The following is a 13,344-nucleotide window of genomic DNA, read 5'->3' on the forward strand; positions in this document are numbered from 1 at the left end:
GTCGAGCACGCCGAGGATGAGGTCGATCTGTCGTTCCGCCGCTGTGGGGTCGGTGAACACCAGCCAGTTGAGCGCGAATCCGTCCGACAATGTGGACACGATGTACGTCAGTGCGTCGATGGTGCCCGGGTCGACCGGCTGGCCCGCAGCGGTTGCGGCGGCCTCCAGGATCGCTCGCAGGGTCGCGGATGCCTCGTTGTACACCATCTCGGCCTGCTGGCCTTCCTGGCGCTGGCCCCAGCTGATCAGCTCGACGATCGCCGCGCCGAAGTCCGGATTCGCCAGGTACCACTCCATCACGCCGCGTAACAGGGCGCGCGCGGTGATCGCCACGTCGCCATGGACATCGTTGCGCGTCAGCACTTCTCGATATTGTCCGGCGACGTGCTCGAAGACCGCCGCGAACAGCACCTCCTTCGTGGCGAAGCAGTAGTGCAGGGTGGCCAGCGGGGCGTTCGCCTCCTGTGCGATGCGGCGGGTGGTGGCGCCGTCGACCCCATCGGCGGCGATCACGCGCACGGCCGCCGCCACCAGTTCGGCGCGGCGTTCGGCGGCGGGAATGCGAGCCATGCCCTCTCCTGTCAACAGATCTGAACGGATGATCAGGTCAGCTGCCGGTTACCAGTCGGAACGGACAATCAGGCCGCCATATCGGCGAGTAGACCACCTCTCGGTGTGTGATCCTACCCGATCATGGTCATAGGTCTTGATCATTTGACTGTGTTCTTCTAGGCTATGACCGAGACCACAGTCCGGCGCCATCGGTGATCGGAAGGTCACGGGCCTCGAGCTCACTGCGGATGCGCCGTCACGACGAGAGATCGCGAGCGGCATCCGCATCGCACCCGACAAGCGTGAAGAGGATGACCATGACCGGAGTCGAATCAGTTCCCCGGGGACGCGCGATCGCACTCGATCGCATGGCTGTGGACCCGCCGATCGACACCGTCGTCGACCTGCTGGCGATCCAGGCCGCCCGCTTTCCCGACCGCGAGTTTCTTCGGTTCGCGGAAGGATCCTGGACCTTCGGCGAGATCGACGACTGGACGTCGCGCCTGGCGCAGCGTCTGGTCTCCGAGGACGGGGTCCGCGCCGGCGACCGGGTCGCAATCATGCTGCCCAACGTGGTGCAGTGGCCGATCGCCTGGCTCGCGATCCTCAAGGCCGGCGGCGTCGCGGTGCCGGTGAACTCGTCGTACCAGCGTGCAGACCTCGAATTCGTCCTCCGAGACTCCGGTGCCCGGGTGATGTTCACCGACACCGGTCACAGCCCGCTCGTCGACGAGGTGCGCGCCGCGAACGGTGATCTGGCCGATGTCCGTATCGTCGACGCCGCGTCTCGCGGCGAGCTCGCGCAGTACCCGGCGGACAGGCCCGATGTCGCGATCACCCCGGACACGCTGGCCAACCTCCAGTACACCTCGGGGACCACCGGATTCCCGAAGGCGTGCATGTTGACCCACGACTATTGGGTCCGGCTGGGGTGGATCTGTGCGGGCGCGGCGGGCCTCGGGTCCGGCGACGTGGTTCTCACCTCGCAGCCGTTCTCGTACATGGACCCGCAGTGGAACACCTCTCTGTGCCTTACGATCGGCGCGCCGCTGGTGGTGCTACCCCGGTTCTCCGCCTCGGGTTTCATGGCGGACGTCCGTCGACACCGGGCCACGTTCTGCTACGTGCTCGGCTCGATGCCCACGCTTCTGTTCAAGCAGCCGCCGAGCCCGGAGGACCGGGACAACGACCTGCGCCTCGTGCTGTGCTCGGCCATCCCCGTCGCGCTGCACGCGCAGCTCGAACAGCGTTGGGGCGCGCCGTGGCGGGAGATCTTCGGGATGACCGAAAGCGGGGCCGACCTGGTCAGCCTCCCCGAGAGCACCGTCGACGTCGGCAGCGGACGACTGGGGCAGCCGGTTCCCACGAAGCAGGTCCGGGTGGTCGATCCGGAGGGCCGGGAAGTTGCCGCGGGAGAATCCGGCGAGCTGATCACGTCGGGCAGACCGATGATGCTCGGCTATTGGAACCGACCCGAAGACACCGCGGAGGTCCTCCGCGACGGCTGGCTGCACACCGGCGATGTCGCGGTCCGCGAGCCGGACGGCTACCGCCTGGTGGGCCGGATCAAGGACATGGTCCGCCGCGGCGGGGAGAACATCGCGAGCGCCGAGGTCGAACGCGTCCTCGAGCGCGACGACACCGTCGTCGCGACAGCGGTGGTCGGCGTCCCGGACGAGCTGTTCGGCGAGGAGGTCAAGGCCTTCGTGCAGCTGGCCCCCGGCGTCGAGGAGAGCCGCGCGACCGCAGAGCGAATCGTCGACGGCGCACGAACGCAGCTGGCGCGCTTCAAGATTCCTCGACACATCGAGTTCGTCGCCGATTTCCCGCGCACGCCGTCCGAGCGCGTGTCGAAGCCGGCCCTGCAGGCGCGCTCCGCCGAACATCCCGGCATCACCTACGACCTGCAGCCGCCGCGCACCGCCGGCAACGGCAACTGAGGAGCCGGACATGACCGACAATTATCTGGACGTGCACATCGACGACGAGGTCGCGGTGCTCACGCTGAACCGCCCCGCGAAGCTGAACGTGATGGACGTGGCAACGAGGGTGCGGCTCGCGCAGACCATCCGCCGGTTCGGAACGGGTGATCGCGTCCGCGGGATCGTGCTCACAGGCGCCGGGCGGGCGTTCTCCGCAGGTGAGGACCTGCAGGCGGTGCCGACCACCTACGACGAGATCCGCGAGGCCTTCGCGACCTTCCACGACATCACCCGCGCGATTCTCGAGACGAAGGTCCCTGTGATCGCGGCCGTCAACGGGATCGCGGTCGGCGGCGCCTCGGAGATCACGTTGTGCTGCGACTGCCGAATCGGCACTCCCGCCGCCGAGTACTACCAGCCGGAGAACCACCGCGGAATCATCATCTCGAACGCCTCGAGCTTCCTCATGGGCCGCCTGGTACGGAACCACGCGATGCGAATAATTCTGGGCTCCAACCGGATAGACGCAGGCGAGGCCCTGCGGATCGGGCTGCTCGACGAGATCGTGGCCCCGGAGGCACTGGTGCACCGCGCGGCCCAGGTGATCAGGCAGTGGAACTCCGATCCCCGGACCACCGCGCTGCACCTGGGTCTGCTGCGGCCGCCCCCCGAAGACATCGAGGCCGCGTTTACCCGCGAAGACGACGCCGCCCGCCAGTCGTGGGAGTCCGGCGCCTTCACCGAAGGCATCGAGGGCTTCTGGGCATCGAAGAACGCGGCGCCGACGGCGCCCGCGCAGAGCAATTGAGATCGGAGACGATGATGATCACCACCGAGGCAGCGCTTCTCACCGCGCTGAACGAACCGCTCGAATTCACCGAGATCCAGGTCGACGACCCGGAGCCGAACGAGGTCCGCGTCGCGGTCTCGAACGTGGGCCTGTGCCACAGCGACCTGCATTACATGACCGGCACCGTGGGCGCCGACCTGCCCGTGGTTGTCGGGCACGAGGTGGCGGGCATCGTCGAGTCCGTCGGCTCCGCGGTGACCTCGTTGCGCCCGGGCGACCGCGTCGTCGGTGCCCTCACACCCTCGTGCGGGTTGTGCCGCAACTGCCAGGTCGGGCACTCGACGCAATGCCAGCGTGTCTCGCAGATCCGACAGCGCCCCCGCCCCGCTTTCCAGTTGCCGGGAGGCCAGGTCGTCGAACGGCTCGGCGACATCGGCGCGTTCTCCCGCCACACCGTGATGCGGGAGAACGCGCTGGTCAAGGTTCCCGACGAGGTGGGACTGCACGTCGGGTGCCTGCTGTCGTGCTGCATTGTCACCGGCGTCGGCGCCGTCTTCCGCGGCGCGCAGGTACGCCCCGGCGCCACCGTGGCCGTGATCGGCTGCGGCGGTGTCGGATCGGCCATCATCCAAGGCGCGCGCCTCGCCGGCGCCTCGGCGATCGTCGCAGTCGATCTCGACGATGTCCGGCTCGCGGCGGCGCGGACCTACGGTGCCACGCACGTCGTGAACGGTGCAGCCGATGTCCCGGCCGAGATCCGGAAGGTGCTCGGCGACGGCGTGGATTACTCGTTCGAGGCCGTCGGTTCCGCCCGGACCGCGGCTACCGCGCTGGCGGTCCTCCGCGGGACGGGCACGGCATGCCTGGTGGGCATCGCGCCCGACGGCACCGACCTCACTGTTCCGGCGTCGGATTTCTTCTTCGGTGAGAAGCGCCTCATCGGTTCCTACATGGGCTCGGGCCAAGCGCACGAGGACATCACCCAGTTCGCGCGTCTCTACCTGCAGGGCCACCTGCTGCTCGACGAGATGGTCAGCGACGTGATCCCGTTCCACGAGATCAACAAGGGCTTCGAGGCGATGAAGTCGGGCGAGGTGACCCGCATCGTCGCCGACCTCACCGCGTGATCACCCCGACCCCATCCACAATTGCGCACCGAAGGAGGCCGCAGATGTCGAATACGCAACTGCCTCAGCCGATCAACTACATCGCGGACGGGTGGTCCGAGTGCCGGGCACTTCCGGACGCGTGGAATCTCGACCCCAACACGGGGCAACCCATCCACCGCGCCGTCACCACCAGCGCGGACGACGTGGAGCGCGCGCTGCGCCATGCCGAGCGGTCCTACGGCTTCGAACACTGGGATGACGCGGCGAGCGAGGATCGCGCCGCCCTCATCGAGCGTGCAGCCGACATCGTCGAGACCCGGATCGAGGACATCGCCCGGACCGACGCCCTCACCAGCGGCGTCCCGATCGCGAAGGCCCGGCTGGTCGCGCAGTTCCTCCCGCACCGGATCCGCTCGTCCGCTGCGGATCTGCGGGCCACCCCGCGTCGCACCGCGCTGGCGGCCGGCGGCCGCGACGTGCGGTTGTACAAGGTCCCGTGGGGCCCCGCAGCCATCCTCACCCCGTGGAACGGCCCCAGTTTCATTCCCGCCGCGAAGATGGTGAGCGCCCTCGCCGCCGGCTGCCCCGTCATCCTCAAACCGTCGGAGCACGCGCCGAGCAGCGCCCAGATCATCGTCGAGTGCTTCGTCAAGGCCGGGCTGCCCGACGGTGCGCTGCAGCTCGTCCACGGCGGGGGAGACGTGGGCGCAGCGATCACCCGCGACCCCCGCGTGAAGATCGTCTCGTTCACCGGCGGCCCGAACGCAGGTCGTGCGATCGCCCGCGCCGCCGCGGAGGACTTCAAGGTGCTCCAGCTCGAGCTCGGCGGCAACAACCCGGCCCTCGTGCTGGACGACGCCGACATCGACGTGGCCGCCGACGGGATCCTCGACGGGATGACCAAGCTCAACGGCCAGTGGTGTGAGGGACCGGGAAAGGTGTTGGCGCACAAGAGTCTCGTCGAGCCGCTCCTGGCCGCGCTGCTCGATCGCATCTCACGCATCGAGATCGGCCACTCGCTCGACGAGAACACCCAGCTCGGCCCGATCTCGAACGCCCCGCATTTCGCCACCCTGCAGAGCCGCATCGACGGGCTGCGGGCCCACGGCGCGACGATCCATCAACCTGCGCAGCTGCCCGCACTCGACGGGTTCTTCCTTTCGCCCACCGTCGCTTCGGGAGTCGAAGCGTCGGTGGCGACGGCCGAGCTGTTCGGACCGCTCGTCAGTCTGCACGCCGTGGAGTCCGACGAGGACGCGCTCCGCGTTGCCAATGCCAACCCGTCGGGTCTGGACGCCTACGTGTTCGGCGGCGACCTGGATCGCGCCGTCGAGGTCGGATCCCGTCTGCTGTCGGGCGAGGTGCGCGTGAACGGTGCCAAGGTCGCCGATCTCGCAGACGGTTCGGCACAGAGCTTTTGGGGCACTGCCGGAATCGGCGGTCACGCCCCCGGCGAGTCCGTCCGCGTGTTCTGCGGCGACCGCGTGGTCGGCGTCGATTCACCCGACCTTCCGATGTAGCGACCGAACTACTTTCGCGTCACCCCTTGACTGTGACCGGGACCACTGGTCTACTAAACTAAGTCAAGTGATCCAGTCAAATGACTATTTTAACGAAAGCGGCAAACTCCATGTACCTCCCCTCCACCTCGGATACCGGGATCGTCGATGTCATCGGCGTCGGCGCCGGCTTCTCCGGCCTCTACCTCTCGCACCGGCTCACCACCGCCGGGTGGACCTTCGCGGGCTTCGAGGCCGGACCCAGTGTCGGCGGCACCTGGTTCTGGAACACCTATCCGGGCGCGCGCTGCGACGTCGAGAGCATCTACTACTCGTACTCGTTCGACGAGGCGCTCCAGCAGGAGTGGACGTGGAGCCAGCGATTCGCGCCGCAGGCCGAGATCCTCAGCTACATCAACCACGTCGCCGACCGCTTCGACCTGCGCAAGCACTTCACGTTCGATACCCGAGTGGTCGGCGCGACGTGGAACGCGGCCGACCGGCTGTGGGAGGTGCAGCTGGACAACGGCGAGACGCGCCGCGGCCGCTACCTGATCTCGGGCGCCGGCGGTCTGTCCACCCCCAAGGACTTCGACGTGCCGGGCCTCGGGAACTTCACCGGACTCCAGGTGTCCACCAGCCGCTGGAACATCACGCTCGACGACCTGGCGGGCAAGCGTGTCGCTGTGATCGGCACCGGATCGTCCGGCGTGCAAGCCATCCCGCTGATCGCGGAGGTCGCCGAGCACGTCACGGTGTTCCAGCGCACCCCGAACTATGTGATGCCCGCGCGCAACGCCGACCTCCCCCCGGAGCAGGTCACCGCCGTCAAGGACGGCTACCCGGCGATCCGTGAGGAATGCCGGCACTCGCCCGGCGGCATCCCCGACCGCCCCGTCACCGACAACGCCTTCGACGTCTCGGACGAGGAGCGTCGGCGGCGCTACGAGGAGGCCTACGAGCGCAGCGGCTTCCAGGGCGTCGGCGCCGAGTTCGCCGACCTCCTCACCGACGCCGAGGCGAACCGGACCGCGTCGGAATTCATCCACGACAAGATCCGCGAGATCGTCGAGGATCCGGCCACCGCCGAGCTCCTGGTGCCCAGGTATCACCCTCTCGGCGCCAAGCGCAGCGTCTTCGGTACGGACTACTACGAGACCTACAACCGGCCGAACGTGTCGTTGGTGTCGCTGCGTGACGAGCCGATCGAGACCATGACCGCGAACGCGATCGTCACCTCGAAGGGCACCTACGAGGTGGATGCGGTGGTGCTCGCCATCGGTTTCGACGCCTTCACCGGCCCGCTGTACGGGCTGGGTCTCACCGGCGCGTCCGGCAAAACGCTGCAGGAGACCTGGCACGACGGCATCCGCACCTATCTCGGATTCATGACCACGGACTTCCCCAACTTCTTCATGGTGGCCGGCCCCCTGAGCCCCGCGTTGGCGAGCAATGTGGTGGTGACCATCGAGCAGGCCGTCGACTGGATCGCCGATCTCATCGAGCACGCCCGCGACTCCGGCGCCACGCTGATCGAGGCCACCCCCGAGGCCCAGAACGACTGGGTGGACATCACCGAGGGGACCGTCGCCCAGACGCTGTACGCCACCACCGACTCCTGGTACCGCGGCTCCAACATCGAGGGCAAACCCAACACCTTCATGGGCTATGTGGGCGGTGTGGGCAAGTACCGCCGGATGTGCACCGAGATCGCCAAGCGCGGTTACCCCGGCGTCGAGATCGACGGCGAGGCGCAGTCCCGCAACCTCGGCCCGATCCATCAGGAGATCTCATGAGTAGGACGGTCCACCGGCGCTATGTCGCCTTCTCCGACGCGCACTACGCCGGGAACCTGGTCGACGGTGCGTTCGCCCTGAAGTTGTTCGGCGACGCCGGCACGAACCTGTCGATCGAGATCGACGGCCACGAGGGGCTGTTCGCCGGCTACTCGTCGGTCGAGTTCCTCGCCCCGGTCCGCGGCGGTGACGTCGTCGAGGCCGAGGCCCGGCTGGTGAAAAAGGGCAACCGCAGCCGCACGGTCGACTTCGAGCTCCGAGTGATCTGCCGCGGCTCCGACGACACCGGCCGCGCACACGTCCTCGAATCGCCACTGGTTGCGGTGCGCGCTCGCGGCACCGCGGTCATCCCTGCAGACGAGACGGAGAAGTAGCCATGGAGCTGATTCACGACACCGGTTGGGCCGCACCGCCCGCCACCGTCGAACAACCCCTGACCGGTGACATCGACTGCGATGTCGTCGTGATCGGCGGCGGCGGGGGCGGCATGACGGCCGCCATCCGCCTCGCCGAGAAGGGCGTCGACGTGGTGCTCCTCGAGGCGCAGACCCTCGGCTGGGGCGCCAGCTCCCGCAACGCCGGATACATCACGAACTCGGTCGCCGCCGATCCGGAACTGTTGGGTTTTCTGCTGAAGCGCGAGCGGCTGCGCGACCTCTACCGGTACGCCGAGAACGCGGTGCACTTCGCCGAGGACGCCATCACCCACTACGGGATCGACTGCGGCTACCAGCAGGAGGGCATCGTGATGGCCGCCGTGTCCAAGGGGCAGCTGCGGCACGCGCGCCGCAACGCGAAGGTCATGGCCGAGGCCGGATCGGCGGCCGAATTCGTCGAGGGCCGCGCAGCAGGCCTTCCGGCCGGCTTCCTCGGCGGAGTGCGCGAGGGGGTCGGTGGCACGCTCAACCCGGGTGAGTTCGTCCTCGGTCTGCGGGCCGCGACGATCGCGTCCGGCGTGCGTGTCTACGAGCGCACCCCCGCCCACGACGTCACGGACTCCGGCGACGGTGTCACCGTCGACACACCGGACGGACGGGTTCGGGCTCGCAAGGCGCTGCTGACCACCAACGCCAACAGCAACGGCTTGTCCATCGCGCCGAAGAATCTCGCCAGCCCGGTGTGGACCTCCCTGGTCGAGACCGAACCCGTTCCGCCCGAGCGACTCGACGCCATCGGCTGGACCAGCCGCGCCCCGATGGTCACGCTGCACATGATCATCGAGAGCTACCGCGTGACCCCGCGGGGCACCATCGTGTTCGGCACCCGCCGCGTACAGACCGGGCAGAACCCACTGCCGAACCGCACCCCCGCACGGAACGTCACCGACGACCTCGTCCGCGGCTTCCACGACCGCTTCCCGGGTCTGCGCGACGTGAAGCTGCAGCAGTCATGGGGCGGCTGGATCGGTATGAGTTCCACGTGGCTCCCCGTCGCCGGCGAGGCCTCCGACAACGTGCTCTACTCGCTCGCCTGCAACGGCCACGGGTTCGCCCAGGCACAGTATGTGGGCCGTCTGCTGGCGGATCGGGTCGGTGGCGCGCCGCTGCACGATGACCTGGCCGCGATCTGGCACGGCCGCAAGCGTTTCTGGCCCAGCTTCGTCAGCGGACCCGCGCTGCACGCGGCCTGGCTCGCCGACCGCGCCTCCGACCGCCTGGCAGCCCTCACGAACTAACCATCGGCGCAAGCCACCCCTCAAGGAGAAATCATGTCCATCAGAGAACTGCTCTTCGCGGTCGCGGACATCTGGATGATCGCCGTCGGATTCACCTACGGCATCAAGTTCATCCGGAACTACAAGAACTACCTGCTCGGCATCGAGTGGATCATCGTCGCGACATCGGGTTCGAACTTCCTCATTTACGGCCTCGTCAAGGCTGGTCACGACAGCCCGATGTACGCCTTCGCCTACTTCCTGGACGCTTTCTCCCGGTCCGTCGGCATCACGCTGATCCTGGTCCTGGGGCTGATGAAGGTCACCCACCGGTACAAGCCGTCCGCGGCGGTGGACATCGGCGCATTCGCCCTCGCGGCCGTGGTGGGCTTCCTCCTCAGCCAATTCGCCGTGGAGATCGGTCTGCCCGGCAAGATCTTCTACATCGTGGTCAACGTGCTCACCACGATCTTCCTGATCTACTTCGTCAAGCGCCTCTGGGGCATCGGCGAGCGCGGGCACGCCATCTCGGCCGCCGTCGCCACCGCCTGCGGATTCGTCATCGCCGCGACCTACGACTTCGTCCACATCCCGGGCGACGACGCGGAGCACACGATCTTCTACATCTTCGCGCTGTCCACGTGGGGCCTGCAGATGTTCACGTACTACCGCGCCTACCGAGCGTTCGACGCTTACAACAAGCGCGTCGATGCGCAGACGGTCAGCGGCAGCGCTCCAGCTACGGCCTGAGTGCCCGCACCGTCCTTGCGATCGATCGAGAGTCAGGAACCTAAAATGACAACGCACGACGTGCACGAAGAGATCACCGAGGTAGTCGTTGTCGGCGCCGGAATGTCGGGGCTGATGGCGGCCACCACGCTGGCGCCGGAGACCGACGTGGTGGTGCTCGAATCCACCGATCGCACGGGCGGACGAGTCGAGACCGTCCGTCGAGGCAACTACTGGATCAACGTCGGCACCCAGTTCACCGAGGGCACCGGCACGCTGATCGATGCCCTCGACCGGCACGGCATCGAGATGGGCTCGCTCGCAGGCAAGAGCGTCGCGCTGTACTTGAACGGCGAGGTGGTCGACACCTCGAACCCCGTCGCGCTCATGTTCCGCACGCGGATGACCATGTTGGACCGTCTCGGGATGGCCATCGTCGGCGCGCGCATCCTCTCGGTCATGCCGTTCCTGGAGTCGCAGAGCCGTATCGCGCAACGGGTTCGCGCCAAGCTCGACACCATGCTGGCGTCATACCTGCTGAAGGGTGTCCGGTCGGAGTTGGCCGCCGCCGTCGTGCGGTCGTGGTCGGCGCAGTGGATGGGATGCGAGGTGGAGGAGACGGCCGCCACCCAGTTCGTCACGTCCGTCGGCCTCGCGCTGGCCGACCCGGAGAAGATCCCGAACTTCTCGCTGCCGGTGGGTGGCAATCAGACGTTGACCGACGTGCTGACGGAAGATCTCGGTGGCCGGATCCGGCTGAACTCGGTGGTGCGCTCGGTGCGGCAGGACGGTGACGGCGTGGTCGTCGACTATCACGACGGTGACCGACCGGTGCGGCTGCGGGCAAAGCGCGCGATCGTGACCGCACCCGCCGATATCGCCGAGCGAATCATCCCAGACCTCCCGCAGCAACACCGGAATGCTTTCAACGACATCACCTACGGCCGGTACGTGATCGTCGGATTCTTCACCGACGAAGTCGGGCCGCAACGCTGGGACGACTACTTCGCTGTCTCGACACCGCAACTGTCGTTCCAGGCGATGTTCAACCACGCCGCGGCGATGCGGAACGGCGACGACCGTAAGCCGGGTGGAGCGCTGGCCTGTTTCGCCGGCGGCGCTCACGCCGACGCGTTGTTCGACCTCCCCGACGAGGAAATCATGTCGCAATTTGCGAAGGACCTGCTCGCAGTGTTCCCCGAGCTGGAAGGGAAACTGGGCGAGGGCATCGTGCGACGGCACCGTCGGGTCGTGCCCTTCTGGGCGCCCGGGCGGAGGAACTCGCTTCCAACGTTGCGTGATCCGCTCGGAACCATCCACCTCGCCGGCGACTACCAGCTCGATCTGCCGTCGCTCGCCGACGCAGCGACGGCGGGCGAGCGAGCGGCGAAGGCCGTACTGGCGAGCCTGAACCAGGCCGCGAGAGAGAAGGACTCGGCAATCAGAGTTTGAGAAGTCGCTTCACCAGCTTGCCGGAGGCGCGGGGTAGTTGCCGCGTAGTCCGGGCACGCCCTCAGCCGAACAACTCGGGGTCGACGCGATCGGCATCGACGGCTTCGAGTGCGCCGGACACCCCGGCGAGGACGACGTCCCGGGCTCGTGCTGATCCCCGCCGCGGCCCGGGCACTGTCCGTCCCGATCATCGCGAGCGGCGGACTCGCCACCGGCGCCCGGCCACCGGGCCACGTGACCCATTCACCACTGCTGCAACACTTCGAGGGAGAGGCCCCAGTGAGCTTCAAGAGCCCGTTTCCGGACGTCGAGATTCCGAACCTCAGTGTCTACGATTTCCTCTTCGGCCAGGTCGATCCGGCCGATGGGGACCGGCCTGCGCTGATCGACGGTGCCTCCGGCGCGGTCACCACCTACCAGTCGCTGGTCGCCCAGATCAACGGGGTGGCCGGGGCGCTGGCCGCGCGCGGTCTCGCCGTCGGCGAGGTGGTGGGTCTGCACTCGCCGAACGTTCCCGCGTTCGCGTCGGTGTTCCACGGGATCCTCCGGGCCGGTGGTGTCGCGACCACCATCAACGCCCTCTACACCGCCGAGGACATCGCCAAGCAGCTCACCGACTCGAAGGCGAAGTTCCTGTTCACCGTCTCCCCGCTGCTGCCGCAGGCCAAGGCCGCGGCCGCGAAGGTCGGGATTCCGGTAGAGAACGTGATCGTCCTCGACGGCGCCGACGGGCACCCGTCGCTGAAAGATCTGCTGGCCGAGGGCGCCCCCGCCCCCGACGTGTCGTTCGACCCGGCCACCCAGCTGGCGGTGCTGCCGTATTCGTCCGGGACCACCGGCCGGCCCAAGGGGGTGATGCTCACGCACCGCAACCTGGTGGCGAATGTCTGCCAGATCAACCCGCGGATGGGCATCGGCGCCGACGACAAACTGCTGGCGGTGTTGCCGTTCTTCCACATCTACGGGATGACGGTGCTGCTGAACGCCGCCCTGTACAACCGGGCGAGCTTGGTGACGATGCCGAAGTTCGACCTGGTCGAATTCCTGTCGATCGTGTCCGGGCAGAAGTGCACGTATGTGTTCATCGCCCCACCGGTCGCGGTGGCGTTGGCCAAGCACCCGCTGGTCGACGAGTACGACCTGTCGAGCGTGCATTCGATCTTCTCCGGCGCCGCCCCGCTCGATCAGGAACTGGGCAAGGCCGTCGCCAACCGGCTCGGCTGCCGGGTGCGGCAGGGCTACGGGATGTCGGAGATGAGCCCGGTCTCGCATGCGATTCCATTCGACCGCGACGACATCGCCCTGGACTCGGTGGGGCCGTCGATCGCGAACATGGAATGCAAGCTGGTCGACCCGGCCACCGGCGAGGAGGTCGCCTACCCGGCCGACGGGGTCAGCGAACCGGGTGAGCTGTGGTGCAAGGGCCCGAACATCATGGCCGGGTACCTCGGCAACGAGGCGGCGACCGCGGAGACCCTGGATGCGGACGGGTACCTGCACACCGGCGACATCGCGACCGTCGACGCCGAGGGCGTCGTGACGATCGTGGACCGGATGAAGGAGCTGATCAAGTACAAGGGCTACCAGGTGCCGCCCGCCGAACTGGAGGCATTGTTGTTGACGCACCCGCAGATCGCCGACGCCGCCGTCATCGGGGTTCTCGACGACGAGGGTGAGGAGGTGCCGAAGGCGTTCGTCGTCCGCCAGCCCGGTGCCGAATTGGACGAGGCCGCGGTCATCGCGTTCGTCGCCGAGCGGGTGTCGCCGCACAAGAAGGTCCGCAAGGTCGAGTTCATCGACCTGGTGCCGAAGTCCGCCGCGGGCAAGATCCTCCGCAAGGA

The 13,344-nt window shown here is 67.6% G+C and carries 11 protein-coding genes and 1 pseudogene; 11 read left to right on the forward strand and 1 reads right to left on the reverse strand.

All coding sequences use genetic code 11. The features are described from left to right. On the reverse strand, window positions 1–570 hold a 570-nt coding region (locus ACNJ7E_RS13380; protein ID WP_418340090.1), incomplete at its 3' end, for a TetR/AcrR family transcriptional regulator. Between the two features lie 293 nt (window positions 571–863). Between ACNJ7E_RS13380 and ACNJ7E_RS13385 the strand changes: the two genes are divergently transcribed. The 11 genes and pseudogenes from ACNJ7E_RS13385 to ACNJ7E_RS13435 all read left to right on the forward strand — a co-directional run. Then, the gene (locus ACNJ7E_RS13385; RefSeq protein ID WP_418340091.1) at window positions 864–2,492 is read left to right on the forward strand and encodes a class I adenylate-forming enzyme family protein; all 1,629 of its coding nucleotides are present in this window, start codon (window positions 864–866) and stop codon (window positions 2,490–2,492) included. 10 nt (window positions 2,493–2,502) lie between these two features. After that, the gene (locus ACNJ7E_RS13390; RefSeq protein ID WP_370185640.1) at window positions 2,503–3,282 is read left to right on the forward strand and encodes an enoyl-CoA hydratase/isomerase family protein; all 780 of its coding nucleotides are present in this window, start codon (window positions 2,503–2,505) and stop codon (window positions 3,280–3,282) included. Between the two features lie 14 nt (window positions 3,283–3,296). Beyond that, on the forward strand, window positions 3,297–4,391 hold the full coding sequence (locus ACNJ7E_RS13395; RefSeq protein ID WP_370185637.1) for a Zn-dependent alcohol dehydrogenase: 1,095 nt from the start codon (window positions 3,297–3,299) through the stop codon (window positions 4,389–4,391). 44 nt (window positions 4,392–4,435) lie between these two features. After that, window positions 4,436–5,893 (forward strand): aldehyde dehydrogenase family protein, encoded by a 1,458-nt coding sequence (locus ACNJ7E_RS13400; RefSeq protein ID WP_418340092.1) that lies wholly within the window; start codon window positions 4,436–4,438, stop codon window positions 5,891–5,893. Window positions 5,894–6,003: 110 nt separating this feature from the next. After that, window positions 6,004–7,668 (forward strand): flavin-containing monooxygenase, encoded by a 1,665-nt coding sequence (locus tag ACNJ7E_RS13405; protein ID WP_370185631.1) that lies wholly within the window; start codon window positions 6,004–6,006, stop codon window positions 7,666–7,668. Next, entirely contained in the window at window positions 7,665–8,042 is a 378-nt protein-coding gene (locus ACNJ7E_RS13410) for a hotdog fold domain-containing protein (RefSeq protein WP_370185629.1), read from the forward strand. Before ACNJ7E_RS13405 ends, ACNJ7E_RS13410 begins: the two co-directional genes overlap by 4 nt. Before the next feature lie 2 nt (window positions 8,043–8,044). After that, window positions 8,045–9,343: an NAD(P)/FAD-dependent oxidoreductase gene (locus ACNJ7E_RS13415; protein ID WP_370185626.1), complete on the forward strand. Its 1,299-nt coding sequence runs from the start codon at window positions 8,045–8,047 to the stop codon at window positions 9,341–9,343. Window positions 9,344–9,376: 33 nt separating this feature from the next. Then, the gene (locus ACNJ7E_RS13420; RefSeq protein ID WP_370185623.1) at window positions 9,377–10,072 is read left to right on the forward strand and encodes a transporter; all 696 of its coding nucleotides are present in this window, start codon (window positions 9,377–9,379) and stop codon (window positions 10,070–10,072) included. A 45-nt stretch (window positions 10,073–10,117) separates the two neighbouring features. Next, window positions 10,118–11,503 carry a flavin monoamine oxidase family protein gene (locus ACNJ7E_RS13425; RefSeq protein ID WP_370185620.1) on the forward strand — a complete coding sequence of 462 codons (1,386 nt, stop codon included), beginning with the start codon at window positions 10,118–10,120 and terminating at the stop codon, window positions 11,501–11,503. Window positions 11,504–11,567: 64 nt separating this feature from the next. Beyond that, window positions 11,568–11,719 (forward strand): annotated as a pseudogene (locus ACNJ7E_RS13430) (nitronate monooxygenase); the annotation flags it as partial. A gap of 63 nt (window positions 11,720–11,782) precedes the next feature. Further along, a partial coding sequence (locus tag ACNJ7E_RS13435) for an AMP-binding protein (RefSeq protein ID WP_418340093.1) occupies window positions 11,783–13,344 on the forward strand: 1,562 nt, incomplete at its 3' end.

The sequence above is a fragment of the Rhodococcus mengyinensis genome, from assembly GCF_048381435.1.
Lineage (GTDB): Bacteria > Actinomycetota > Actinomycetes > Mycobacteriales > Mycobacteriaceae > Rhodococcus_F > Rhodococcus_F opacus_D.

Bases quoted from the DNA above. Each gene is read 5' to 3' on its own strand.
- ACNJ7E_RS13395 (WP_370185637.1), top strand. From the start codon at position 3,297: ATGATCACCACCGAGGCAGCGCTTCTCACCGCGCTGAACGAACCGCTC.
- ACNJ7E_RS13385 (WP_418340091.1), top strand. From the start codon at position 864: ATGACCATGACCGGAGTCGAATCAGTTCCCCGGGGACGCGCGATCGCA.
- ACNJ7E_RS13405 (WP_370185631.1), top strand. From the start codon at position 6,004: ATGTACCTCCCCTCCACCTCGGATACCGGGATCGTCGATGTCATCGGC.
- ACNJ7E_RS13420 (WP_370185623.1), top strand. From the start codon at position 9,377: ATGTCCATCAGAGAACTGCTCTTCGCGGTCGCGGACATCTGGATGATC.
- ACNJ7E_RS13415 (WP_370185626.1), top strand. From the start codon at position 8,045: ATGGAGCTGATTCACGACACCGGTTGGGCCGCACCGCCCGCCACCGTC.
- ACNJ7E_RS13390 (WP_370185640.1), top strand. From the start codon at position 2,503: ATGACCGACAATTATCTGGACGTGCACATCGACGACGAGGTCGCGGTG.
- ACNJ7E_RS13400 (WP_418340092.1), top strand. From the start codon at position 4,436: ATGTCGAATACGCAACTGCCTCAGCCGATCAACTACATCGCGGACGGG.
- ACNJ7E_RS13425 (WP_370185620.1), top strand. From the start codon at position 10,118: ATGACAACGCACGACGTGCACGAAGAGATCACCGAGGTAGTCGTTGTC.
- ACNJ7E_RS13410 (WP_370185629.1), top strand. From the start codon at position 7,665: ATGAGTAGGACGGTCCACCGGCGCTATGTCGCCTTCTCCGACGCGCAC.